General features: G+C 73.4%; 19 protein-coding genes and 1 pseudogene. 10 read left to right on the forward strand and 10 right to left on the reverse strand.

The genetic code is table 11. The features are described from left to right. Nucleotides 1-7: 7 nt before the first annotated feature. Nucleotides 8-346: a DUF952 domain-containing protein gene (locus GA0070562_RS18705; RefSeq protein ID WP_091423632.1), complete on the reverse strand. Its 339-nt coding sequence runs from the start codon at nt 344-346 to the stop codon at nt 8-10. 84 nt (nt 347-430) lie between these two features. Between GA0070562_RS18705 and GA0070562_RS18710 the strand changes: the two genes are divergently transcribed. Together GA0070562_RS18710 and GA0070562_RS18715 are read left to right on the forward strand one after the other, a co-directional pair. Then, nucleotides 431-1,087, forward strand: coding sequence for a response regulator transcription factor (locus tag GA0070562_RS18710; RefSeq protein ID WP_091423634.1), 657 nt, complete (start codon nt 431-433; stop codon nt 1,085-1,087). 10 nt (nt 1,088-1,097) lie between these two features. Then, a pseudogene (locus GA0070562_RS18715) lies at nt 1,098-2,474 on the forward strand (sensor histidine kinase); the annotation flags it as partial. Between the two features lie 136 nt (nt 2,475-2,610). Here the strand turns inward: GA0070562_RS18715 and GA0070562_RS18720 are convergent. From GA0070562_RS18720 to GA0070562_RS18735, 4 genes are all read right to left on the reverse strand, one after another. Beyond that, nucleotides 2,611-3,552 carry a TAXI family TRAP transporter solute-binding subunit gene (locus GA0070562_RS18720; protein ID WP_091424517.1) on the reverse strand — a complete coding sequence of 314 codons (942 nt, stop codon included), beginning with the start codon at nt 3,550-3,552 and terminating at the stop codon, nt 2,611-2,613. Nucleotides 3,553-3,605: 53 nt separating this feature from the next. Further along, nucleotides 3,606-4,250 (reverse strand): hypothetical protein, encoded by a 645-nt coding sequence (locus GA0070562_RS18725; RefSeq protein ID WP_091423637.1) that lies wholly within the window; start codon nt 4,248-4,250, stop codon nt 3,606-3,608. 109 nt (nt 4,251-4,359) lie between these two features. Further along, nucleotides 4,360-5,163: a peroxide stress protein YaaA gene (gene yaaA / locus GA0070562_RS18730; protein ID WP_091424520.1), complete on the reverse strand. Its 804-nt coding sequence runs from the start codon at nt 5,161-5,163 to the stop codon at nt 4,360-4,362. A gap of 16 nt (nt 5,164-5,179) precedes the next feature. Continuing rightward, nucleotides 5,180-6,784, reverse strand: a complete 1,605-nt coding sequence (locus tag GA0070562_RS18735; protein WP_091423640.1) for a hypothetical protein — start codon at nt 6,782-6,784, stop codon at nt 5,180-5,182. Between the two features lie 118 nt (nt 6,785-6,902). Here GA0070562_RS18735 and GA0070562_RS18740 point away from each other — a divergent pair, with 118 nt between their 5' ends. Next, nucleotides 6,903-7,943: an App1 family protein gene (locus GA0070562_RS18740; protein WP_225853081.1), complete on the forward strand. Its 1,041-nt coding sequence runs from the start codon at nt 6,903-6,905 to the stop codon at nt 7,941-7,943. Nucleotides 7,944-8,021: 78 nt separating this feature from the next. Here GA0070562_RS18740 and glgB read toward each other — a convergent pair whose 3' ends face one another. From glgB to glgA, 4 genes are all read right to left on the reverse strand, one after another. Then, complete coding sequence (gene glgB, locus GA0070562_RS18745) at nt 8,022-10,124, reverse strand: 1,4-alpha-glucan branching protein GlgB (RefSeq protein ID WP_091423645.1); 2,103 nt, start codon at nt 10,122-10,124, stop codon at nt 8,022-8,024. Beyond that, the gene (locus tag GA0070562_RS18750) at nt 10,112-12,211 is read right to left on the reverse strand and encodes an alpha-1,4-glucan--maltose-1-phosphate maltosyltransferase (RefSeq protein WP_091423648.1); all 2,100 of its coding nucleotides are present in this window, start codon (nt 12,209-12,211) and stop codon (nt 10,112-10,114) included. The genes glgB and GA0070562_RS18750 overlap by 13 nt, the downstream gene beginning before the upstream one ends. Nucleotides 12,212-12,445: 234 nt before the next feature. Further along, nucleotides 12,446-13,171 (reverse strand): class I SAM-dependent methyltransferase, encoded by a 726-nt coding sequence (locus GA0070562_RS18755; RefSeq protein WP_091423652.1) that lies wholly within the window; start codon nt 13,169-13,171, stop codon nt 12,446-12,448. Between the two features lie 83 nt (nt 13,172-13,254). Continuing rightward, nucleotides 13,255-14,448: a glycogen synthase gene (gene glgA / locus GA0070562_RS18760; RefSeq protein WP_091423656.1), complete on the reverse strand. Its 1,194-nt coding sequence runs from the start codon at nt 14,446-14,448 to the stop codon at nt 13,255-13,257. A gap of 94 nt (nt 14,449-14,542) precedes the next feature. On the opposite strand from glgA, the gene glgC reads away from it, so the two are divergent. Both glgC and pgm read left to right on the forward strand, forming a co-directional pair. Then, complete coding sequence (gene glgC / locus GA0070562_RS18765; protein ID WP_091423661.1) at nt 14,543-15,775, forward strand: glucose-1-phosphate adenylyltransferase; 1,233 nt, start codon at nt 14,543-14,545, stop codon at nt 15,773-15,775. A 35-nt stretch (nt 15,776-15,810) separates the two neighbouring features. Further along, nucleotides 15,811-17,454: a phosphoglucomutase (alpha-D-glucose-1,6-bisphosphate-dependent) gene (pgm, locus tag GA0070562_RS18770; protein ID WP_091423665.1), complete on the forward strand. Its 1,644-nt coding sequence runs from the start codon at nt 15,811-15,813 to the stop codon at nt 17,452-17,454. A 6-nt stretch (nt 17,455-17,460) separates the two neighbouring features. On the opposite strand, the gene GA0070562_RS18775 is transcribed toward pgm, so the two are convergent. Beyond that, nucleotides 17,461-18,390 (reverse strand): NAD(+)/NADH kinase, encoded by a 930-nt coding sequence (locus tag GA0070562_RS18775; protein WP_091423669.1) that lies wholly within the window; start codon nt 18,388-18,390, stop codon nt 17,461-17,463. Between the two features lie 149 nt (nt 18,391-18,539). Between GA0070562_RS18775 and GA0070562_RS18780 the strand changes: the two genes are divergently transcribed. The 5 genes from GA0070562_RS18780 (at nt 18,540) to GA0070562_RS18800 (ending at nt 23,918) form a co-directional block, all read left to right on the forward strand. After that, a complete protein-coding gene (locus tag GA0070562_RS18780; RefSeq protein WP_091423673.1) occupies nt 18,540-19,268 on the forward strand; it encodes a sugar phosphate nucleotidyltransferase in 729 nt (242 codons plus the stop codon). Then, nucleotides 19,265-20,161, forward strand: a complete 897-nt coding sequence (locus GA0070562_RS18785) for an NAD-dependent epimerase/dehydratase family protein (protein WP_091423676.1) — start codon at nt 19,265-19,267, stop codon at nt 20,159-20,161. Before GA0070562_RS18780 ends, GA0070562_RS18785 begins: the two co-directional genes overlap by 4 nt. Nucleotides 20,162-20,210: 49 nt before the next feature. Further along, nucleotides 20,211-21,218 carry an SDR family NAD(P)-dependent oxidoreductase gene (locus GA0070562_RS18790; RefSeq protein WP_091423678.1) on the forward strand — a complete coding sequence of 336 codons (1,008 nt, stop codon included), beginning with the start codon at nt 20,211-20,213 and terminating at the stop codon, nt 21,216-21,218. 91 nt (nt 21,219-21,309) lie between these two features. Next, nucleotides 21,310-22,599 carry an O-antigen ligase family protein gene (locus GA0070562_RS18795; RefSeq protein ID WP_091423681.1) on the forward strand — a complete coding sequence of 430 codons (1,290 nt, stop codon included), beginning with the start codon at nt 21,310-21,312 and terminating at the stop codon, nt 22,597-22,599. Next, nucleotides 22,596-23,918, forward strand: a complete 1,323-nt coding sequence (locus GA0070562_RS18800) for a lipopolysaccharide biosynthesis protein (RefSeq protein ID WP_139135470.1) — start codon at nt 22,596-22,598, stop codon at nt 23,916-23,918. Before GA0070562_RS18795 ends, GA0070562_RS18800 begins: the two co-directional genes overlap by 4 nt. Nucleotides 23,919-23,931: the final 13 nt, after the last annotated feature.

Genomic DNA, 23,931 nt, shown 5'->3' on the forward strand with positions numbered 1-23,931 from the left:
CGAGCGCTCACGCGAGCAGTTCGGCCACCGCGTCGGCGGCGGGCCGGTCGGCCGGCAGCGCGTGGGCGGCCACCACGGCGTCCACCGGCAGCGCCGCGTACAGGTGCGGGAACGGCACGCCGCCGCGTGACCTCTCCCAGCGCAGCGCGTCGCCGAGCCGGGACTCGTCCACCGCGAGCAGCGTCAGGCCGGTGACCCCGGCGAAGAAGCGCCGCGCGGTCTCCACCACCTGGTCGGCGGCGGAGAGGTGGACGTAGCCGTCCTGCCGGTCCATCGCGGTGCCGGCGAACCGCCCGTCCGCACGCGCCTGCGCCCACTCGTCGTCGGAGAGAATCTTGTAGATCACGGCAGCAGCCTAGAGCGGCCTCGCGTCCGCGCGGCGCGTCTGCCACCATTCGCAGGGCAACACGTCGAGCGGAGGGAGGCACGGGTGCGGATCCTCCTGGTCGAGGACGACCGCCGGGTCGCCGCGGCGTTGTCGTCCGCGCTGACCCGGCGTGGCTACCAGGTGGAACACGCCGCGACCGTGGCCGCCGCGCTCTCCGCCGCCCCCTGCGACCTGGTGCTGCTCGACCTGGGGCTGCCCGACGGCGACGGCACCGACCTGTGCCGCGAGCTGCGGCGGCGCAGCAGCCGGCTCGGCATCATCGCGGTGACCGCGCGCGGCGAGGAACGCGACCGGGTGCAGGGGCTGCGGCTGGGCGCCGACGACTACGTGGTGAAACCGTTCTCGATGGTGGAGTTGCAGGCGCGGATCGAGGCGGTGCTGCGCCGGGCCGCGCACACCGCGCCGCAGCGCAACCTGATCGAGGCCGGCGCGGTCCGCATCGACGTGGGCGGCCGGACGGTGAACGTGGCCGGCCGGGACGTCACGCTCACCCGCAAGGAGTTCGACATCCTGCTGTCCCTGGCCCGCCAGCCGGGGGTGGCGGTGCCGCGCGAGCGGATCCTGCTCGACGTGTGGGGCACCACCTGGGCCGACCGCCACACCGTCGAGGTGCACGTCGGTTCGCTGCGCGGCAAGCTCGGCGACCCGACGCTCGTGGAGACCGTGCGCGGGGTCGGCTACCGGCTCCGCGACGCGTGAGGAGGGGCCCGTGCGCCGCCGGCTGGTGATCAGCTATCTGCTGCTGATGGTGCTGGTCCTGCTCGCCCTGGAGACGCCGCTGGCGGCCACGCTCGCGACCCGGGAGACCGACCGGGTACGCGCCGACCGCCTCGCCGACGCCACCCGCTTCGCCTCGCTGGCCGGGCCGGCGCTGCGGGGTGGCAGTCCGGGCCCGCTGGACGGGGAACTGGCCGCCTACGACGCGCTCTACGGCATCGCCGCGGCGGTCGTGGACCGGGACCGCCGCACCGTCGTTGCCTCGTCCGGGTGGGAGCCGGGCGCGGGCACCGGCCCGGCGCTCGACACCGCGCTGTCCGGGCAGCAGTTCAGCGGCCCGGAGTCGGTCTGGCCGTGGGTCGGCGGGCCGGTGGTGACGGCCGTGCCGATCAACGACGGCGGCGAGGTGCTCGGCGCCGTGGTCACGACCAGCCCGGCGGACGGGGTCCGCCGCACGGTCACCGTGTGGTGGCTGCTGCTCGCCGGCATCGGCCTGCTGGCGGTGCTGGCCTGCGTCTCGACCGCGTTCGGGCTGGCCGGCTGGGTGCTGCGCCCGGTCACCGAGCTGGACGCGGTGACCCACGAGATCGCCGAGGGACGCCGCGCCGCGCGGGTCCGCGCCGGGCTGGGCCCGCCCGAGCTGCGCCGGCTGGCGACCAGCTTCAACGACATGGCCGAGGCGGTCTCCGACGTGATGGACCGGCAACGCGCCTTCGTCGCGCACGCCAGCCACCAGCTCCGCAACCCGCTCACCGCGCTGCGGCTGCGGGTGGAGGAACTGGGCCCCAGCCTCACCGACCCGGACGGGCGCGCCGAGCACCGGCTCGCGCTGGAGGAGACCGACCGGCTCGCCACGGTGCTCGACGCGCTGCTCACCCTGGCCCGCGCCGAGCGGGAGGAGAACCAGCGGATCACCGTGGACGCCACCGCCACCGCCGCGTCCCGGGTGACGGCCTGGCTGCCGCTGGCCCGGCACCGTGAGGTCACGCTCCGCCTCGACGCGGGAGAGGCGCCGGTGTACGCCCGGACCGTGCCGACCGCCATCGACCAGGCGCTCGACGCCCTGATCGACAACGCGGTGAAGTTCAGCGGCGCGCAGGGAGAGGTGACGGTGACCGTACGCGCCGCCGACGGCGGGACGGTGCTGACCGTCGGCGACACCGGCCCGGGCATGACGGCGAGTCAGCTCGACCAGGCCACCGAGCGGTTCTGGCGGGCGCCGGACGCGCAGAACGTGGACGGCGCGGGCCTCGGGCTGACCATCGCGGCGGTGCTCGTGGACGCCTCCGACGGCCGGCTCACCATGCGCCAGGGCGAGCCCCGGGGCCTGGTCGCCGAACTGTGGTTCCCGGCGCCCGCCGACGTACCGGGCGGCATCGACGGCCTGACCGGTGTCGGTGGCCGGAGCGAGACCGGCGATCCGGGCGGGAACGACGAGCCGGATGCCGGGACGCTGCCGGCAGCCCGGCCGCACGACGACGAGCCGGTCCGGCGCTGACCCGGCGTCAGGGCTTCGCGGCGCGATACCACTGCGCCGCGCCGGGGTGCAGCGGCAGCGGGGTGGTGACGATCGCCGACCGGGGACTCATCCGTCCCGCCGCCGGATGCGCGGCGGCCAGTTCCTCCCGGCGGTCCATCAGCAGCCGGGTCACCTCCCGCACCAGCGCGGCGGGCAGGCCGGCGCGGACGATCAGGTAGTTCGGGTTCGCCACAGTGCTCACCGGGTCGGCCCGGTACACCGAGCGCGGCACGTCCCGGGTCACGTAGACCTGCCCGTACGCCCGGCGCAGCGGCTCGGTCCAGTCGCCCAGGTCCACGATCCGCAGCGAGGTCCGCTGGGCCAGTTCGGCGACGCCGCGCACGGGCAGTCCGCCGGAGAAGAAGAACGCGTCGATCCGCCCCTCCCGCAGGGCCGCCACCGAGTCGTCCAGCCCAAGGTGCTCCTGGCGTACCCGGTCGCCGCCGAGCTGGGCCACCGTCAGCAGACGGGTGACGGTGATCTCCGTGCCGGAGCCGTCGGCACCCACCGACACCCGCCGGCCGCGCAGGTCACCGAGCGTGCGGATCGGCCCGCCCGCGCGGGTGACCAGGTGCAGCAGGTCGTCGTAGACCCGGGCCACCGCGAGCACCGACGGATGCTCGGGCTCGCGCGGCGGCAGCACGTCGGCCTGGGTGAAGCCCAGCTCCGCCTCCCCGGCGCCGACCAGCCGGACGTTCTGCGCCGAGGCGGCGGTGACCACGACCTCGGCCCGGACGCCGGGCACCTCCCGGTTGAGCAGGGCGGCGAGCGACTGGCCGAAGGCGTGGTAGACCGCGGTCGGGCTGCCGGTGGCGATGCGGATGCGGGTCGGCTCGGACGGCTCGTCCCGGCAGCCGGCCAGCCCGGCGACGACCAGGAGCACCAGCACGAGCGGGGCGGCGGCGCGCACAGGCCAGTGTCGGCTCACGGGCTGCACTCTGCGCCGTGCACCCGCCGCGGCGCAAGCCCGCGCCGGGCCGGTCAGCTCGCCGGGGCCAGCTCCGCGCTCTCGGTGATCCGGTTCCGGTACTCGCCGTTGGGCACCACCACCAGGAAACAGCCCGAGCCCGGCCGCAGCGCCGCCGGCACGTCCAGCAGCGCCGCGCCGCGTACCAGCACCGCCGCCAGGTCCCGGTCGGCGAGCCGGATGCCGAGGCAGTGCCGGCGGACGTGCCGGCCGCCGGCGAGCAGCGCCGCCCGCCAGGCCGCCGCCGCCAGCCGGGGCCGCCACAGCCGGCGCGGCGCCGAGGTGCCGGGGAACGGCCCGCCGAGCAGCTCCCGGCGGCCCTGCCGCCAGCCCGCGGCCAGCAGATTCGCGTACGCCGTCCGGTGCTGCGGCGGCACGGACAGCCGGTGCAGCTCGTAGCGGCGCCGCAGGCCACCGGTGGTCAGCTCGTGCTCCACAGGCACGTCGAGACGTCCCAGCAGCTGCCGCATCCGCTGCGCCGCGTCCTCGCGGTTGAACTCGGCGATCCCGCCCCGGTGCGGTCCGGAGTCGAGCCGGCGTACGTCGGCGGCCGGAGGCGGCGTGCAGCGCACCATGCAGGCGATCTCGAAGGCGTCGGTCAGGGTCAGCCAGTCCAGTGGCGGCGACGGGCGCGGGCGGTCGAGCAGCGTGGTGAGCATCGGCGCGGCTCCTCGGTCAGAGTCGGGGTACCTCTACCGTCGCCGCCGAGCGCCGGGCCCGGAACCGCTGCGACCGAGCCTTGAGCAAAATTTGCGGGAAGGCCGCCTCTCAGAGCTCGGTGACCACCAGGTCGACCTGCCGGGGCCGCCCGGCCGCCCGGGGCGCCTCCTCGACCGTGTACTTCAGCTCCCGCAGCGCCCCCACCAGCGCGTCGGCGGTGCGCGGCCGGGCGTCGGCGAGCAGCAGGTCTCGCACCAGCCGGCCCTTCGTCGCCTTGTTGAAGTGACTCACCACCGACCGGGTCGGCGTGCCGTCCACGATTCGCTCGTGCAGCACCCGCACGGTCACGGTGCGTTCGGCGAGCGCCCCGCGCGGCGTCCAGGTGGCCGCGTACGCGCCGGAGCGCAGGTCCAGCACCGGGCCGCGCCCGGCGGCGGGTTCCAGCACCGGGCCGAGCGCCTCCCGCCAGTACGCCGACAGCGCCCCGAGCCCCGGCAGCCGCGCCCCGATCGGGCAGCGGTACGGCGGGATCCGGTCGGCGAGGCGTACCGCGCCCCACAGGCCGGAGCTGATCAGCACCTGGCGGCGGGCGGCGCGCTGCGCGTCGGGGGGCAGCGTGTCCAGGCCGAGCGCCTCGTAGAGCACGCCGGTGTAGAGCCGCCCGGCGGGCGCGGTCGCCGCCTCCTGCAGCCGGGCGTTGCGCCGCAGTTCGCCGCGCTGCCCCTCGGTGAGGCCCAGCGCGATCCGGGCCGCCGTCTCGTCCGGCCCGGCGCACAGGTCGGCCAGCGCGGTCAGGACCGCCTCCCGGGCCGGGTTCAGCTCGGTCAGGGACAGCCGGGACAGGTCCAGCCGGCGGCCGGTGCCGGCCTCGGCCTTCCCCTCCGACGGGGGCAGCAGGATGAGCACCGGCACAGCGTACGGGCCGGGGTCAGCGCCACGGCCGGACGGCACGCTCGGGGTGGTACACGCGACTGCCGCCCACCTCGGCCACCACCGCCGCGTCGGCGCGGTCACCCAGCAGCCGCCGCAGCGTGCGCTCGGCCGGGGAGCCGGCCTCCACCACGTATCCGGGCCGCGCAGCGCGCGCCACCCGCTGCCAGTACGCCGGGTAGCGGTTCTGCCCGGGCGTCAGCGCGCCGTCGAGCACACCGCAGGCGACCGTCTCGCCCGTGTTGAAGATCAGCCGGTTGCACGTCCAGTAGTCCCCGTACACCTCGTGCAGACCGGCGCCCCGCACCGCGTCCGCCAGCCGGCGGGCGGTTCGCTCCTCGTCCCGTACGCCCGGCACTCCGGCCAGGAACGCCACGGTGCCGGCCAGCGTGGCGGCGGTCAGCGCGGCCAGCACCACCGCCGCCGTGGCGCCGCCGAGCCGGGCCGCCCGGCCGGACGTGGCCCGCAGCGCATGCGCGGCGGCCAACCAGAGCGGCCACAGCACGGCCGGCAGCGAGATCTGCAGCACCGACAGGTAGCGGGCGTTGCCGAGCGGGTCGGTCGCGGCGAGCGGGCTGCGCACGTACGCCAGAAGTGTCAACGCCGCGCCCGCGACGAGCGCGAGGATCGCCACGGCCCGGACCCGCGCGGCGTGGTCGGCGGCCCGGCGGTACGCGAGCAGCCCGAGCCCGGCGGCGGCCACCAGCAGCACCGGATAGAGCACGCCGAACCACTGCGCCCAGCGCGCGCAGCCGTCCATCGGGCACATGCCGGAGGCCAGCGGCACCCCCTCCAGCAGTCCGCCGCGCAGCCGTTCGGCGAGCGACGGCGCGACCCCCTCCTTGGTGCTGATCTCCCGGAACACCGACAGCGAGTCCTGCCCGGGCGGCGCGACGAGGTTGTCCTTGACCACCGGGGCGATCCCGGCCAGGAAGCCCACCACCAGCAGCACACCCGGCCAGCCGATCAGATCCCGGGGCACCGCCACCGCGAGCACCACGGCGGCCACCAGCAGGTACGGCGCGATCAGCCAGTCCGACCACAGCGACAGCCCGGCGAGCAGCCCGAACGCGCCCGTGGCCAGCCAGTGGTGCCGGACCCGCCGGTCGCCGAGGGCCATCGCGATCAGCAGCATCGCCAGCACCGCCGGCTTGACCTCCGGACGGCCGCCGACCACCGTGAGCTGGTCGCGGACCACCCGCTCCGAGCCGAGCGCCAGCAGGCCCACCACGACCACTGCGAGCCAGGGGGAGAACAGGCGGCGGGTCAGCCGGTACGCCAGCCACAGGAAGGCCGCGAAGAGCGCGAGCAGCGGCAGCCGCAGCATCGGCCAGCTCGGCCCGGCCCAGCCGACCAGCGGCGCGGCCAGGTACGACTCCAGCACCCCCATGTAGCGCTGGCCGTACAGGAAGACCGGCCGTTCACCGCGCTCGGCGATGTGCAGCGCGACCAGGCCGAACGTGGCCTCGTCGCTGTTCGACGCGGGCACCGTGAGCAGCGTCAGCGCCAGCCGGTAGCCGACCCCCGCGACACCGAGCAGCAGTGCCACCAGCGCCGGCGCGTCCGGACGCGGCCGTACCCGGTCCCGCTTCGTCGTCGACACGACCAACGCCCCCGTCGTCGTCCCGACCGCAGTCTGTCACGGCGGCGTCCGGCGCCGGGGTGGATCGGCGTGGATCACTCGCGTGGCCCGGCCGCTCCGGTTGTGGCACTGTTGCCGTGTGCCGCCCACACCACCGGACCAGCTGGCCGTTCCGCAACTGCACCGCGCCGCGCGCTTCGAGGACGCCGTGCACGGCCTGGTGGAGCGCCGGTTGCGGCGCACCGGGTGGCAGCCCAACATCATCGCGTACGCGGGCTACGGCGCCCCGGGATGGGCGCGCGTGCTCTGCCGGGTGCTGCTGGGCCGCCCGGACACGCGGCGGCGGGGCCGGCTGGACAAGGTGCGCGGCTGGCGCAGCTTCGCCACGCTGCCCGCCAAGCACGTCAAGGTGACCATCGAGGTCGACGGCGTGCGCCAGGAGGTGACCGCCGACCGCAGCGGCTTCGTCGACACCGTGATCGAGGCCGACTTCACCCCGGGCTGGGGTTGCGTACGCCTCAGCGTCGCCGACGCCGAGCCGGTGGAGGCGCTGGTACGCGTCCTCGACCCGGCCGTCCGCTTCGGCATCCTCTCCGACATCGACGACACGGTCATGGTGACCGCGCTGCCCCGGCCGCTGCTCGCCGCGTGGAACACGTTCGTGCTGGACGAGCACGCCCGTACTGCCGTGCCGGGCATGGCGGTGCTCTACGAGCGGCTGGCCACCGCCCACCCGGGCGCGCCGGTCTTCTACCTGTCCACCGGCGCCTGGAACGTCGCGCCGACGCTCACCCGGTTCCTGTCCCGGCACCTCTACCCGGCGGGGCCACTGCTGCTCACCGACTGGGGGCCGACCGCCGACAGGTGGTTCCGCAGCGGCCGGGAACACAAGCGGGCCACGCTGGCCCGGCTGTCCCGGGAGTTCCCCGAGGTGCGGTGGCTGCTGATCGGCGACGACGGGCAGCACGACCCGGAGATCTACCGCGAGTTCGCCGCCGCGCACCCGGACCACGTCGCCGGGGTGGCGATCCGGCAGCTGTCGCCGACCCAGTCGGTGCTGGCAGGCAGCCTGCCGGCACCGGCGGGCCGTTCGTCATCGGGCCCGATAGGCCAGAAGTGGCTCAGCGCCCCCGACGGAGCCGGCCTCTGGAAGCTCCTCCGAGAAGCCGACCTGGTCTGATCGTCCCCCTCTTTCTCTCCCCGTCGATCATGAAGTTGACGGCCTTGTGGATCTCCAGAAGTGCCGCCAACCTCATGATCAACGGGGTGAGAGCCAGAGGACGCCCAGCGGGGGGATGCGCAGGGACACCGACGCCGGCAGGCCGTGCCACGGCACGTTCTCCGCGTGCACCTCGCCCAGGTTGCCCACGCCGGAACCGCCGTAGTGGTGGGCGTCGGTGTTCAGCGCCTCGGCCCACGTACCGGCCGCCGGCAGGCCGATCCGGTAGTCCTCCAGCGGGGCCGCGGAGAAGTTCGCCACGCACACCAGCGTCTGCCCGTCCGGGGCGATCCGGATGAACGACACCGTGTTGTTGGCGACGTCGTCCCCGGCGATCCAGCGGAAGCCGGCCGGGTCGGTGTCCTGCGCCCAGAGCGCCGGGGTCTCCCGGTAGACCCGGTTCAGGTCCGCGACCATCCGTTGCACACCGGCGCGGGCCGGATCGTGGGTGAGGTACCAGTCGAGGCCGCGCTCCTCGCTCCACTCCCGGTCGTCGGCCAGCTCGCAGCCCATGAAGAGCAGCTGCTTGCCCGGGTGCGCCCACATGTACGCCAGCAGCGCCCGTGTGGTGGCCAGCCGCTGCCAGGTGTCGCCGGGCATCTTGCCCGCGAGCGAGCCCTTGCCGTGCACCACCTCGTCGTGGCTGATCGGCAGCACGTAGTTCTCGCTCCACGCGTACGCCAGGGAGAACGTGAGCTGATGGTGGTGGTGCTGCCGGTAGATCGGGTCCTTCGAGGTGTAGAGCAGGGTGTCGTGCATCCAGCCCATGTTCCACTTGAACCCGAACCCGAGCCCGCCGTCGGAGGTCGGCTTGGTGACGCCGGGCCAGGCGGTGGACTCCTCGGCGATCATCAGCACGCCGGGGTGGTGCCGGTAGACGGTGGCGTTGACCTCCTGGAGGAACGCGATCGCCTCCAGGTTCTCCCGGCCGCCGTGCACGTTCGGCGCCCACTGCCCGTCGGACCGGGAGTAGTCCAGGTAGAGCATCGAGGCGACCGCGTCCACGCGCAGCCCGTCGATGTGGAACTCGTCCAGCCAGTACAGCGCGTTGGCGACCAGGAAGTTGCGCACCTCGTTGCGGCCGAAGTCGAAGACGTACGTGCCCCAGTCGGGGTGCTCGCCGCGACGCGGATCGGGGTGCTCGTACAGCGGGGTGCCGTCGAAACGCGCAAGCGCCCACTCGTCCTTGGGGAAGTGCGCCGGCACCCAGTCCAGGAGCACGCCGATGCCCGCCGCGTGCAGCCGGTCCACCAGGTGGCGGAAGTCGTCCGGGTCGCCGAACCGGGCGGTGGGCGCGTAGTAGCCGGTGACCTGGTAGCCCCACGAGCCGCCGAACGGGTGCTCCATCACCGGCAGGAACTCCACGTGGGTGAAGCCCATCTCGACCACGTACGCGGTGAGCTGCTCGGCCAGCTCCCGATAGCCGAGGCCGGGCCGCCAGGAGCCCAGGTGCACCTCGTACACGCTCATCGGCTCCTGGTGCGGCGCCTGCCGGGACCGGCGTGCGAGCCAGTCCGCGTCGCCCCACTCGTACCGTGACTCGTGCACCACCGACGCGGTGGCCGGCGGCACCTCGGTGCGCGCGGCCATCGGGTCGGCCTTGTCCCGCCACCGGCCGTCCGCGCCCAGGACGCGGTACTTGTAGCGGCTGCCCACCGGCAGTCCCGGCACGAAGATCTCCCACACGCCGCTGGACCCGAGCGACCGCATCGGCCACCCGTCGTCCGGCGCCCAGCCGGTCACGTCGCCGACCAGCCGCACGGCACGGGCGTTCGGCGCCCAGACGGTGAACGCGACGCCCTCGTCGAAGACCCGCGCGCCGAGCGCCGCCCAGAGCCGCTCGTGCCGGCCCTCGCCGATCAGGTGCAGGTCCAGGTCGCCGAGCGTGGGCGGATAACGGTACGGGTCGTCGAGCGTCGTGCCGTCCACCTCGACCCGGTAGTCGAGCACCTCCCCGGGGAGCACCGCCTCGAAGACACCGGCGTCGTGCACCCGCTTCATCGGGTGCCGTTCGCCGTCGGCGAGCACCGTCACCTCGCCCGCACCCCGGCGCAGCGTCCGGATCGTGGTGCTCCCGTCGGCCGGATGTGCGCCGAGCACGGCGTGCGGATCGTGTACCTCGCCGGTGATCAGCTGGTCCATCGGGCGTCGTCCTTGTCGGCCGGTGCGGTCGGGGCGGTGCCGCCGGAGAGGTCGGCGGGTACGTCTTCCACTGTGAGGTCGGGCGCGGCCGGGTGCTCCGGTTCGGCGACGGCCTCCGGTGCGGCCGGGCGGCGGACGGTGAGCACGTGCGCCGGTTGCAGGTACGGGTCGAGGCGTACCGCGTTGCGCTGCCCCCAGTCGTACTCGGCGCCGGTCAGCTCGTCGCGCACGGCGAACCGCTCGTGCCAGTCCATCCCGAGCGCCGGCATGTCGAGTGTGGTGTTGCCCCACTGCACCTCGCGGGAGTCGAACGAGCAGACCACGATCACCGTGTTGCCGGTCGCCGGGTCGTGCTTCGACCAGCACAGCAGCGCCGGGTTGTCGATGTCGTGGAACCGCAGGTTGCGCAGCCGGTGCAGGGCGGGGTTGTCCCGGCGTACCCGGTTCAGCGTGGTGATGAACGGCGCCAGCGACCGGCCCTGCGCCAGCGCGGCGTCCCAGTCCCGGGGTCGCAGCTCGTACTTCTCGTTGTCGAGGTACTCCTCCGCGCCGGGGCGGGCCACGTGCTCGAACAGCTCGAACCCCGCGTACATGCCCCACGAGGGGGACAGCAGCGCCGCCAGCACCGCCCGGATCTTGAACATCGGCGGGCCGCCGTGCTGCAACGACGAGTGCAGGATGTCAGGCGTGTTGGGCCAGAAGTTCGGCCGCATCCAGTCGGCCGAGGCGACCAGTTCCTCGCAGTACTCCCGCATCTCGGCCGCCGTCGTGCGCCAGGTGAAATAGGTGTACGACTGGGTGAAGCCGACCTTGCCGAGCCCGTGCATGATCGCCGGCCGGGTGAACGCCTCGGCCAGGAACAGCACGTCCGGGTCGACCTTCTTGACCTCGGCGATCAGCCAGTGCCAGAAGTCGAACGGCTTGGTGTGCGGGTTGTCGACCCGGAAGATCCGGATGCCCTCGCCGACCCAGTGCAGCACCACCCGCAGCATCTCGGCCCGGATGCCCTCGGGGTCGTTGTCGAAGTTCAGCGGATAGATGTCCTGGTACTTCTTGGGTGGGTTCTCCGCGTACGCGATGCTGCCGTCGGCCCGGGTGGTGAACCACTCCGGGTGCTCGGTGACCCACGGGTGATCCGGCGCGCACTGCAACGCCAGGTCCATCGCCACCTCCAGCCCCTGCTCGGCGGCGGCGGCGACGAAGTCGCGGAAGTCCTCCGGCGTACCCAGGTCGGGATGGATGGCGTCGTGGCCGCCCTCGGCCGCGCCGATCGCCCACGGCGAGCCCACGTCGTCGGGCCCGGCGGTGAGCGCGTTGTTGCGGCCCTTGCGGCCGACCCGGCCGATCGGGTGGATCGGCGGCAGGTAGAGCACGTCGAAACCCATCGCCGCGACGCCCGGCAGCCGCTGGATCGCGGTGGCGAACGTGCCGGAACGGGCCGGCGCGTCGACGGTGGCCGGGATCGCGCCCTCGGAGCGGGGGAAGAACTCGTACCAGGCGGAGAAGAGCGCCCGGGGCCGGTCCACCCACAGCGTGCGCTCCTCGCCGGTGGTGACCAGCTCGCGGACCGGGTGCTCCCAGAGCAGGTCGGCCAGGTCCAGCGCCGCGCTCACCCGCCGCGGCAGGTCCAGGTCGTCGTCGGTCAGCGCCCGCACGGCTTCGCGTACGCGATCACGGTCGGCTCTCGGCACCAGGTCGAGCGCGGCGGTGAGCACGCGGGCGCCCTCGGCCAGGTCGTTCGCCAGCTCGGCCGGGCCCTGGCCGGCGGCGATCTTCTTGGTGACCGCGTTCTGCCAGGTGAGGTACGGATCCTGGAACGCCTCCACGGCGAAGCGCCACAGGCCCACCGCGTCCGGGCGGATGGTGGCGTGCCAGCGGTCCTGGCCGGGCTCGCCCGGGCGCATCCGGGTGAACGGGCGGGCCGCGCCGTCCGGGCCGAGCCAGACCACGTTGCACCCGAGCGCGTCGTGGCCCTCGCGATAGGCCCGCGCCGACACCGGCACGACCTCGCCTACCACCGCCTTGGCCGGGTAGCGACCGCAGGAGACGACGGGGGAGACGTCTTCGATCGGGAACCGTCCAGTCACCCGCTCAACCTACTGCGCGAGATCCTTTCGCGCTCGGCGACTCCGCGTCAGCCCTCAACCCGCTCACGAGGGCGTCGAGGCCCGTGCCGGTGAGGCACCCGTGCCGTTCCACCGACGAGCGTGGGCTGCGGTGAGTGGAACGCTATGGGTGTCAAAAGGGCGCTGAGGCACCCATAGCGTTCCACCGAACGGGTGGCGGACTTCCGGGCGCTCTGGCCCGTCCGACGGCGACGTTCAGGTCGACCGCTGGGCGACGAAGATGAACTCCCGGCCGGGGCGGTCGGGCGCCTCCCGCACGTCGTCCACCCGGTAACCGGCGGCGGCCAGGCTCGACTCGACCTCGTCCCGGTCGCGGAACCGCAGCGTGGAGTCCGAGGTGAGGACCGTGCCGTCGCGCCGGAACCGGTACGTGTACCGGAAGGACACGAGCGGCAGATCGACCGCGGTGACCTCGAGGCGCCGTTCCACCCGTCCGACGCCCGGCACGTCGCGGGTGACCGGCGCGGTGTCCGCCCACTCCTCCCACGCGCGGCGCTCCGGGCGGCGGGTCTCGAACACGAGGTGGCCCCCGGGGCGCTGCGCGGCGTGCACGCCCCGCAGCGCCCGGGTCCAGTCGTCGTCGGTGCGGAAGACCTGCGCCACGTTCGCGGTCATCGTGGCCAGGTCGGCGCGCAGCGGCGGCAGCGTCGTGGCGTCGCCGTGGATCCAGCGGATGCGGCCTTCCGGATCCTTCGACCGGGCGACGGCGAGGGACGACCCGGCCGGGTCGACGCCCACGACGGTACGGCCGTGCCGGGCGAGCAGCAGGGCCAGGTTCCCGGTGCCGCACCCGAGGTCGAGCACCACACGCGCGTCCAGCTCGTCGGCGATCGCGAGGTACGCGTCCAGGTCGTCCCGGTCGCCGTCGAACGCGTCGTAGAGGGGAGCGAGGCGAGGGTGGGCGAATATCGCATCGGGCACCTCGCGAACCTACCCACCGTGCACCGCGCCGGGCGGACGCTGTGCGGCGCCCCGTGACCGGGCTGTTAAGAAGGGGCCCCTCCTTACACGCCCACCGAGCGGTACACCTCGATCGTCTGGCGGGCGATCGCGTCCCAGGAGAAGTGCTCCACCGCGCGCCGCCGCCCCGCCGCGCCGAACGCCGCGATCCGGTCCGGGTCGGCCAGCAGCTCGTTGATCCGCGCGGCCAGGTCGGCCACGAAACGCTCCGGGTCCAGCGGCGTGCCGGAGCCGTCGCCGGCCTGCTCGATCGGCACCAGCAGCCCGGTCTCGCCGTCGGCGACGACCTCCGGGATGCCGCCGGTGGCGGTGGCCACCACGGCGGTCTCGCAGGCCATCGCCTCCAGGTTGACGATGCCCATCGGCTCGTAGACGGACGGGCAGGCGAAGACCGTGGCGTGGGTGAGCACCTGGATCACCTCGTGCTTGGGCAGCATCGCCGCCACCCAGACGACCCCCGACCGGGTGGCCCGCAGTTCGGCGGCCAGTTCCTCGACCTCGGCGGCGATCTCCGGGGTGTCGGGCGCGCCGGCCAGCAGCACCAGCTGGGTGTCGGCGGGGAGTTCCCGGGCCGCGCGCAGCAGGTACGGCAGGCCCTTCTGCCGGGTGATCCGCCCGACGTAGACCACGCTGGGCCGGGTCGGGTCGATGCCGAGCCGGTCGAGCACGTCGGTGCCCGGGTCCGGGGCGTACTGCGCGGTGTCGATGCCGTTGTAGACCACGCGTACCCGGTCGGGGTTCACCGCCGGGTACGCGGTGAGCACGTCGCGGCGCATGCCCGCGCTCACCGCGATGATCGCGTCGGCCGACTCGAACGCGGTCCGCTCGCACCAGGAGGAGAGCGCGTACCCGCCGCCGAGCTGCTCGGCCTTCCACGGGCGCAGCGGCTCCAGGCTGTGCGCCGTCACCACGTGCGGCACCCCGTGCAGCAGCTTCGCGGTGTGCCCGGCCAGGTTGGCGTACCAGGTGTGGCTGTGCACCACGTCGGTGCCGGCGGTCCCGGCGGCCATCTCCAGGTCGACGCCCATGACCCGCAGCGCGGCGTTCGCGCCGGCGAGCGGGGCCGGCTCGGCGTACGCGGTGACGCCCTTCTCGTCGCGGGGCGCGCCGAAGCAGTGCACCCGCACGTCGGCGAGCCGGCGCAGCTCGCGGGCGAGGTATTCCACGTGCACTCCGGCGCCGCCGTACACCTCCGGCGGGTACTCGCGGGTGAGCAGGTCGACGCGCATCGGTGCCATGCCCGCACCCTAGTGCAGAGCGCCACGTCGCACCGGGTGCGCAAGTGTGGGCGTCCGAGTGGTGAAGTCGGTTCGGGGTGGTTAGCGTCTGAGCATGGCTGCCAAGGTGCTCGCGATCGTCCTGGCCGGCGGGGAGGGCAAGCGCCTGATGCCCCTGACCACCGACCGGGCGAAGCCCGCCGTCCCCTTCGGCGGGATGTACCGCATGGTCGACTTCGTCCTGTCCAACCTGGCGAACGCCGGCTTCCTCAAGATCGTCGTGCTGACCCAGTACAAGTCCCACTCGCTGGACCGCCACATCACCAAGACCTGGCGGATGTCGACGCTGCTGGGCAACTACGTCACGCCGGTGCCCGCGCAGCAGCGCCGCGGCCCGTGGTGGTTCGCCGGCTCGGCCGACGCGATCTACCAGAGCTTCAACCTGATCAACGACGAGCAGCCCGACTACGTGATCGTCTTCGGCGCCGACCACATCTACCGGATGGACCCCCGGCAGATGGTCGAGGACCACATCGCCTCCGGTGCCGGGGTCACGGTGGCCGGCATCCGGCAGCCGCTCGCGACGGCCGACCAGTTCGGCGTGATCGAGGTCGGCGAGGACGGCAAGCGCATCCGCGCGTTCCGGGAGAAGCCCACCGACGCGGTCGGGCTGCCCGACGCGCCGGACGAGATCTACGCCTCGATGGGCAACTACGTGTTCACCACCCGGGCGCTGTGCGAGGCGGTCGAGCGCGACGCGGCGGACAAGACGAGCAAGCACGACATGGGCGGCAGCATCATCCCGATGCTCGTCGAGCGCGGCGAGGCGAACGTCTACGACTTCAAGGACAACGAGGTGCCCGGCAGCACCGACCGCGACCGCGGCTACTGGCGGGACGTGGGAACGCTCGACTCGTTCTACGACGCGCACATGGACCTGATCAACGTGCACCCGGTGTTCAACCTCTACAACTTCGAGTGGCCCATCTACACCGAGCAGCCGCCGTACCCGCCGGCCAAGTTCGTGCACGCCTGGGGCGAGCGGGTGGGCCGCGCGGTCAGCTCGATGGTCTCGCCCGGCTCGGTGATCTCCGGCTCGCTGGTGGAGAACTCGATCGTGGCGCCGAAGGTGAAGGTGCACTCGTGGGCGCACGTCGACGGCGCCGTGCTGATGGAGGGTGTCCAGATCGGCCGCCACGCGGTCGTCCGGCGCGCGATCCTGGACAAGAACGTCCACGTCCCGGAGGGCGCCGAGATCGGCGTCGACCTGGAGAAGGACCGCCAGCGCTACACCGTGTCCGACAACGGCATCGTCGTCATCGGCAAGGGCCAGCGCGTCGAGCCCTGAGCAGTCCCCACCGCATCACCGAGGAGGATCCCGCAGTGGCCCACCCCCGTGCCGGCCAGCCCGCACAGCCCGCCGACCTGGTCGACGTGCCCCGGCTGGTCACCGCCTACTACGCCGAGCACCCGGACCCGGACGACCCGGCGCAGCAGGTCTCCTTCGGCACCTCCGGGCACCGCGGTTCCAGCCTGCGCAACGCGTTCAACTCCGACCACATCCTGGCCGTCACCCAGGCGCTCTGCGACTACCGGCGCGAACAGGGCCTGGACGGGCCGCTGTTCCTCGGCCGGGACACCCACGCGCTCTCCGCGCCCGCCGAGGCCGACGCGCTGGAGGTGCTCGCCGCCAACGACGTCACGGTGCTGCGCGACAGCCGCGACGGCTACACCCCGACCCCGGCGGTCTCGCACGCCATCCTCACCCACAACCGGGGGCGCACCAGCGGCCTCGCCGACGGCATCGTGATCACCCCGTCGCACAACCCGCCGTCCGACGGCGGGTTCAAGTACAACCCCACCCACGGCGGGCCCGCCGACACCGACGCCACCAAGTGGATCCAGGACCGCGCGAACGCCATCCTCGCCGCCGGGCTCAAGGAGGTGAAACGCATCCCGTACGCGCGGGCGCGCGCCGCCGCCACCACCGGTGAGTACGACTTCCTCGCCCGGTACGTCGACGACCTGCCCGCCGCGCTGGACATCGACGCGATCCGCGACGCCGGGGTGCGCATCGGCGCGGACCCGATGGGCGGGGCGAGCGTGGCGTACTGGGGCGAGATCGCCGAACGGCACCGCCTCGACCTCACCGTGATCAACCCGCTCGTGGACCCGACGTGGCGCTTCATGACGCTCGACGGCGACGGCAAGATCCGGATGGACTGCTCGTCGCCGAACGCGATGGCGTCGCTGATCGCCGCCCGCGACGACTACGCGGTCTCCACCGGCAACGACGCCGACGCCGACCGGCACGGCATCGTCACGCCCGACGGCGGCCTGATGAACCCCAACCACTACCTGGCCGTGGCGATCGGCCACCTGTTCCGTACCCGGGAGCAGTGGGGCCCGGCCGCGGCGGTGGGCAAGACGCTCGTCTCCTCCTCGATGATCGACCGGGTCGCGGCCGACCTCGGCCGCCCGCTGCTGGAGGTGCCGGTCGGGTTCAAGTGGTTCGTGCCCGGCCTGCTCGACGGCACCGTCGGCTTCGGCGGCGAGGAGAGCGCCGGCGCGTCGTTCCTGCGCCGCGACGGCGGCACCTGGACCACCGACAAGGACGGCATCCTGCTCTGCCTGCTCGCCGCCGAGATCATCGCCACCACCGGCCGTACGCCGAGCGAGCACTGGGCCGAGCTGGCCGACCGCTTCGGGGCGCCCGCGTACGCCCGGATCGACGCCCCGGCCGGCCGGGAGGAGAAGGCGGTCCTGGCGAAGCTCTCGCCGGAGCAGGTCACCGCCACCGAGCTGGCCGGCGAGCCGATCACCGCGATCCTGACCACCGCGCCCGGCAACGGCGCGGCGATCGGCGGCCTCAAGGTGACCACCGAGTCGGGCTGGTTCGCCGCCCGCCCGTCCGGCACCGAGGACGTCTACAAGATCTACGCCGAGTCGTTCCAGGGCCCGGAGCACCTGGCCCGGATCCAGGAGGAGGCCAAGGCGCTGGTCGACGGCGTGCTCGCCACCGCCTGACCCGGCTCAGCGGGGCGGGGGCAGCTCCCGGCGGTTGAGCTGCTCCCGCAACCCGTCCGGCAACAGCTCCCGCAACTGGTCCGGCAGCAGCGGCAGGTCCAGCAGGCTCAGCTTGAGCTGGTTGCGCTCCTGGTAGCGGCGCGGGTCGAGGCGGACCACCCGGCCGGCGTCCTTGACGTACCGGATGTGCACCGAACCCTCCGTCGCCGCCTGCCGGATCAGCAGCCCGTCCATCTCCACCGCCACCGGCGCCGAGTCCGCGCGCAGCTCCAGGTGCACCGTCTCGTGCGCGGAGAGCAGCACCGAGCGGGAGATCCCGGCCATCGGCGCGGACGGCGTCACCACCATCGCCTCGGTGGCCGGTGAGATCAGCGGGCCGCCCGCGGCATAGCTGTACGCGGTCGAGCCGGTCGGCGTGCTCACCACCAGCGCGTCGCACCGGTAGTAGCCGTACCGCTGGCCGTCCACCGCCAGGGTGGCCGTGACGAAGCCGGCACCGGGCTGCCGGACCAGGGCGATGTCGTTGAACGCCACCACGTCGTCGCCGCAGACGTCGCAGGCCAGGCAGGCGTGCGACTCGATGGTGAAGTCGTGTTCCACCAGCCGTTCCAGCGCCCGGGGCAGGTCCGGCGGTTCCACCTCGACCAGGAAGCCGAGCCGGCCCAGGTGCACGCCGAGCACCGGCTTCGGGTCGTGGACGGCCATCCGCAGCGCGCCCAGCATGGTCCCGTCGCCGCCGATGCTGATCAGCGCGGCGCAGCGCCCGGCCAGCTCGTCCGCGGCGACCGCCTCGACCGAGGCGGGTACGCGCGCCCGGTCCTCGGTGCGTACCGCGAGCGTGATGCGGTGCCGGGCCGCCCACTCCGCGATGATCCCGACCACCTCGGAGACGTCCCGGTTGGGGTGCAGCACCAGCCCCAGCACATCGCCCGCCACCGCTACAGCTCACCACAGCGGCGTGCCGCCCGCCGGGCTTACCAGGAGCCGTGAAGCCGGGACAGTGCCCCGAACAGGTGATTTCCGTACCCCCGTGCCGGTCCGGCTCGTTGGACGCGAGGTAGGGCGGGGGGACGAGTGGAGAGTCGATGCATGTCGTGATCATGGCGGGCGGCGCGGGCGTGCGGCTGCGTCCCTACACCTCCACGCTGCCCAAGCCGCTCGTGCCCATCGGTGAGAGCTACGCGATCCTCGAGATCGTCCTGCGTCAGCTCGCCGACCGCGGCTTCACCCACGTCACACTGGCGATCAATCACCTGGGCGCGCTGATCCGGGCGTTCGTCGGCGACGGCTCCCGGTTCGGGCTGACCGTCGACTACGTCGAGGAGGACCGGCCGCTGTCGACGATCGGCCCGCTCTTCGGCATCCGGGACCGCCTGCCCGAGCACTTCCTGGTGATGAACGGCGACGTGCTCACCGACCTCGACTACGCCGACCTGCTGGGCACCCACGCGCGCTCGGGCGCGCCGCTGACGGTGGCCACCTACCGGCGTACCGTCAAGATCGATTTCGGCGTCCTGGAGCTGGCCGGCGACAAGATCACGTCGTTCTCCGAGAAGCCGGTCCTGCACTATCGGGTGAGCATGGGCGTCTACGGGCTCTCCCGCAGCACCATCGCCCACTACCCGGTGGGGCAGCCGTTCGGGTTCGACCAACTGGTGCTGGACCTGCTGGGCCGGGGCGCACCACCGGCCGGCTACGAGTTCGACGGCTACTGGCTGGACATCGGCCGCCCCGAGGACTACGACGAGGCCAATCGGTGCTTCGGCGAGCTCCGGGACCTGCTCCTGCCCGCCGGCACCCCGGCCGGGGCATGATGCGTGTCCTCCTCTTCGGCGCCTCCGGCTTCATCGGCGCTCACGTACGCCGGGAACTGGACGCCACGGCGGACCTGGTGTGCCCGTCACGCGACGAGTGCGACCTGGTCGCCGCGACGCCGGAGGCGCTGCGGGCGTTGCTCGGCACGCTCCGGCCGGACGCGGTGGTCAGTTGCGCCGGAGCGGTGAGCGGCTCGGCCGAGGATCTGATCCGGGCGAACACGCTGACAACCGCCAAGCTCGTGGACGCGGTCGCCGACACCGTGCCCGGCGCGCGGCTGGTCCGTCTCGGCTCCGCCGCCGAGTACGGTCCGGTCCCGTCCGGCGTCCCGGCTGACGAGGACCGTCCCGCGACGCCGGTCAGTGCCTACGGCGTGAGCCAGGCGGCGGCGACCCGGCTCATGGAGCTGGCGGCAGCGGCCGGCCGGGTGGACGCGGTAGCGCTCCGTGTGTTCAACCCCGTCGGTCCCGGCATGCCCCGCACGACACTGCTCGGCCGGGTGGCCGCCCTGCTGTCCCACCTCACGGCCGGCGAGGACCTGCGTACCGGCCCGCTGGACGCGTACCGGGACTTCGTTGACGTGCGGGACGTGGCCGCCGCGGTCAGGCGGGCGGTGACTGTCACCGCGCCGCGGGCCCGTGTCCTCAACGTGGGGAGCGGCCGGGCGGTGCCGGTACGCGACGCGGTCCAGCTGCTGGTGTCGGTGTCCGGCCGCTCGGTCCGCATCCGGGAGGACCGCCCACCGTCTCCCCGCTCCGGCGACGTGAGCTGGACATGCGCCGACGTCGGCCGGGCGGCCTCGGTCCTGGGGTGGGCCTCCGAACACGACCTGTCCGACTCGGTCGGTGCGCTGTGGAGCCAGACGGCTCTAGCGGCGACGCCGGCTCGTTGACCCGACCGGTGCCGGTCCTGCCCGGACCGGTGAAGAGGAGGAGCGAACCATGACGGCAGACTCGACCGGCGGCCCGGTGGTGGTGACCGGAGCCGGTGGCTTCATCGGATCCCACCTGGTCGAGGCGCTCGCCGCCGCAGGCCACCGGGTACGTGCCCTGGTGCGCTACAACGGCGCCGGGTCGCACGGCTGGCTGGACACGTTCGGCCCGGACCAACTGGCCGGCGTCGAGGTCGTCGCGGGCGACATCCGCGACCGGGGGATGGTGCAGCGGCTCGTCGACGGCGCCTCCACCGTCTACCACCTCGCCGCGCTGGGCGGCATCCCGTACTCGTACCTCGCCCCCCAGTCCTACGTGGACACGAACATCACCGGCACGCTCAACGTGCTGGAGAGCGCGCGGACGGCCGGAGTGGGCCGGGTGGTGGTCACATCCACGAGCGAGGTGTACGGGACCGCCACCACCGTCCCGATGACCGAGCAGCACCGGCTGCGCGGTCAGTCGCCGTACTCGGCCTCGAAGATCGGCGCGGACAAGCTGGCCGAGAGCTACCACCTCAGTTTCGGCCTCCCGGTGGTCACGCTCCGCCCGTTCAACACGTACGGCCCCCGCCAGTCCACCAGGGCGGTCATCCCCACCATCATCAGCCAGCTGGCGAAGGGTGGCGGGGTGGTCCGGCTCGGCGCGCTGCGTACCACCCGCGACCTGCTCTATGTGACGGACACCGTAGCGGCCTTCCAAGCCGTGGGCACGGCGCCGGACGACGCGGTCGTGGGCGGTGTGTTCCAGGCAGCGACCGGCCGGGAGACCTCGGTCGGTGACCTGGTCCGCAAGATCGCTGCGATGTTCGGCGTCCAGCCGGAGGTGGTGGTCACCGAGTCCCGGCTCCGTCCCGCGGAATCCGAGGTGGAACGCCTGCTCGGCGACGCCGGCCTGCTCCGATCGCGGACCGGATGGCAGCCGGCCACCAGCATCGACGAGGGTCTGAAGGCGACGGTCGAGTGGTTCCTCGATCCGGCCAACCTCGTGCGCTACCGCTCCGATCGGGCGGTGTGACGGTTTTCCGCACGCTTGTGGGGCGGCCCTTCGTCGCCCACTTCTCCACCTCGCCGGCCGGACGGCCGGTGCCGCAGGAGGCTTGAACGTGATGGTGATGCAGGACAGCCGCCGGTCGTCGGCGATCGGCACGGTCCGCGGCCCCGGCAGCCCCGGTGGGCTCGTCGGGGTGGAGACGCCGGCGTGGCGCACGAATGGTCTCGTCTCGGCGGTGCTGCGCGCCACCGCCGTGGTGCTGCTGCTCAACTTCGACCAGTTCCCGCGTCTGGTCGGCCGCGGGTTCCTGATCGCCGCAGTGGTGCTCGCGGTGCCGTTGCTCCTGCACGAGATCCTCCGTCCGGCCACGCGTGCCCGGACCATGATCTTCTGGACCCTCGTGATCTTCGGCGTCCTCGCGGCGCCGGGGATCCTGCACCCCCCTGAGACGGACTACGGCCGGCAGAAGTTCCTGCTGCTCGTGACGTTGACCGTGTTCGCCACGCTGGCGGTGGCGGTGCTACGCGGGCGACGCGATGTCGAGATGTTCGCCGCCGTGTTCGTGTTGTCGGGGGTCGTGCTCGCGATCGCCACGCTCAACGGCGATCCGCAGGACGGCCGGGCCGACGGCTTCGGCTCCAACCCGATCTGGCTGGCCCGGGCCATCGGCGGCGCGTTCGTCGCGCTCACCTGGCTCTACCTGCAGAAGCGGGTGGCGGCCTGGTGGGCGGCGGGCCTGGCCGTGCTCCTCGGCCTCGGTCTCCTGGCGACCGGCTCCCGGGGACCGCTCCTGGCCACCGTGGTAGCCCTCTTCGTCCTGGTGCTGGCCGGGTTCCGTCTGAAGATCCGGCGGGGCCGGCGCGAGTGGGTCGGCGTGGGTCTGATGGGCGCTCTGGTGGCCGCCGTTGTCGCGCTGCCGTCGATCCTGCCGCCCCGGGTCTACGCGCTCCTGACCGACCCGAGCGAGGAGCTGTTCGACACCGCCCGCGCGGAGATGCGCGAGGTCAGCGTGCCGATGATCGCCGAGCATCCCGGTGGTGTCGGCTATGGCAACTGGGGCGACTACTCCGGCATGTTGATCCACAACTATCCGCACAACCTGTGGCTGGAACTGCCGGCCGAGGCGGGCTGGCTGGTGGGCGGAGCCTTCATCCTGGCCACGGTGGTCGTGGCGGCGGGGCTGTGGCGCGCGTCCAGACGCGACCCGGTCGCCGGGTTCGTGCTGGCCGTACTGGCGTTCAATGTGGTCGCGGTGTCGACCTCCGGAGACGTGAACGCCGGCCGACCGCTCTTCGCCGCGCTGGCGCTCGGCGTGCTCGTGCTGGCCGGCGCGACACTGCCCGCCGGCGTACGGGCCCGCGCCAGACGAGTCCGTACGCCGTCCGGCCGGGGGGTCGCTGGGTGAGGTGGCGGGCGCGGCTCGCCATGTCCAGCGGCCGACGCGGAGTACTCGGCATCGCCGCCGGATCGGCCGGCGGTCAGCTGCTGGCGCTGGCAGCGGTTCCGTTGCTGACGAGGCTCTACCGCCCAGCCGACTTCGGCGTCCTCGCAGTGGTCGCCGCGCTCGTGGTCACGGTGGGCACGGTGGCCGCGCTCCGGTTCGAGATGGCCGTTCCGCTGCCCGAGCGCGAGGAGGACGCCCGTGCGCTGGTGCGGCTCGGTCTCGTCGCGGCCGCCGGCACGGCGGTACTGGGTTCGCTCGTCGTCGTGCTGGCGGGGGACCGGGTGGCCCGCTGGTTCGGTCAGCCCGAGCTGGCCCACTGGCTCTGGGTGGTGCCGCCCTCCGCCGCCGCGATGGGTGTCGTCCTCGTGCTCAACCAGTTCGCGGTGCGGCATCGGCGTTACGGGGCGATCGGCCGGCGCAACCTCTTCCAGTCTCTGTCGGTGGTGGTCACCCAGATCGTGGCCGGTGGGGCAGGGCTTCGTCCCGGCGGCCTGGCGCTCGGCTTCGGGTTCGGTCAGGTCGCGGCCGCCGCGGTCCTGCTCCGGGACGCCCGCCGGCGCGGCGCGGCCGCCGGGGCCGGCCGGCGGACGTCACGCCTGCCGGCGGTGGCACGTCGGTACCGGCGCTTCCCGTTTCTCCTGGCCCCGTCCGGTCTGCTCAACGTTCTCGGCACGCAGTTGCCGGTGCTGCTCATCGCCTACTACTACGGCTCCACGGTGGCGGGCTGGTTGGGACTTACCCAGCGGGTGATCGCCATGCCCGCCGCCCTGGTGGCGTCCGCGGTGGCCCAGGTCTACCTGGGGGAGGTCGCCCGGATCGCCCGGGAACAACCCCGGCGCGGTCGGCGCGTGTTCCTCGACGCCAGCCGGAGACTGGCCCTGATCGCGGGTCCCGGCGCACTGCTCGTGCTGGTCGGCGCGCCGGCGGCCTTCAGCCTGGTCTTCGGTCCGCAGTGGCACAGCAGCGGCGCCTACGCCCAGGCCCTGGCCGTCTTCATGGCGGCTCAGCTCGTCGTCTCGCCGCTGTCGCAGACGCTCGTCGTGTTCGAACGCCAAGCTCTGCAACTCGCCTGGGACGCGGGCCGTGTCGCGGTGGTGGCGGGAGCCGTCTCGGTGGTGGCGCTCACGGGCGGGTCACCGCTGACCGCGGTCTGGGTGTTCGGGGTGTCTGGCGCGCTGGCATACGGCGTCGGGTGGCTGATGTCGCTGCGGGTCGTGACGGCGGCCGGCCGGGACGCCGGCCGTGCTCGCCCCGCGCCGGAACTCGTGCCGCAGAGCTGAGGCATTCACGTTC

The organism is Micromonospora tulbaghiae (assembly GCF_900091605.1).
Taxonomy (GTDB): domain Bacteria; phylum Actinomycetota; class Actinomycetes; order Mycobacteriales; family Micromonosporaceae; genus Micromonospora; species Micromonospora tulbaghiae.

Bases quoted from the DNA above. Each gene is read 5' to 3' on its own strand.
- GA0070562_RS18795 (WP_091423681.1), top strand. From the start codon at position 21,310: ATGGTGATGCAGGACAGCCGCCGGTCGTCGGCGATCGGCACGGTCCGC.
- GA0070562_RS18790 (WP_091423678.1), top strand. From the start codon at position 20,211: ATGACGGCAGACTCGACCGGCGGCCCGGTGGTGGTGACCGGAGCCGGT.
- GA0070562_RS18780 (WP_091423673.1), top strand. From the start codon at position 18,540: ATGCATGTCGTGATCATGGCGGGCGGCGCGGGCGTGCGGCTGCGTCCC.
- GA0070562_RS18785 (WP_091423676.1), top strand. From the start codon at position 19,265: ATGATGCGTGTCCTCCTCTTCGGCGCCTCCGGCTTCATCGGCGCTCAC.
- glgB (WP_091423645.1), bottom strand. From the start codon at position 10,124: ATGGACCAGCTGATCACCGGCGAGGTACACGATCCGCACGCCGTGCTC.
- glgC (WP_091423661.1), top strand. From the start codon at position 14,543: ATGGCTGCCAAGGTGCTCGCGATCGTCCTGGCCGGCGGGGAGGGCAAG.
- GA0070562_RS18725 (WP_091423637.1), bottom strand. From the start codon at position 4,250: ATGCTCACCACGCTGCTCGACCGCCCGCGCCCGTCGCCGCCACTGGAC.
- glgA (WP_091423656.1), bottom strand. From the start codon at position 14,448: ATGGCACCGATGCGCGTCGACCTGCTCACCCGCGAGTACCCGCCGGAG.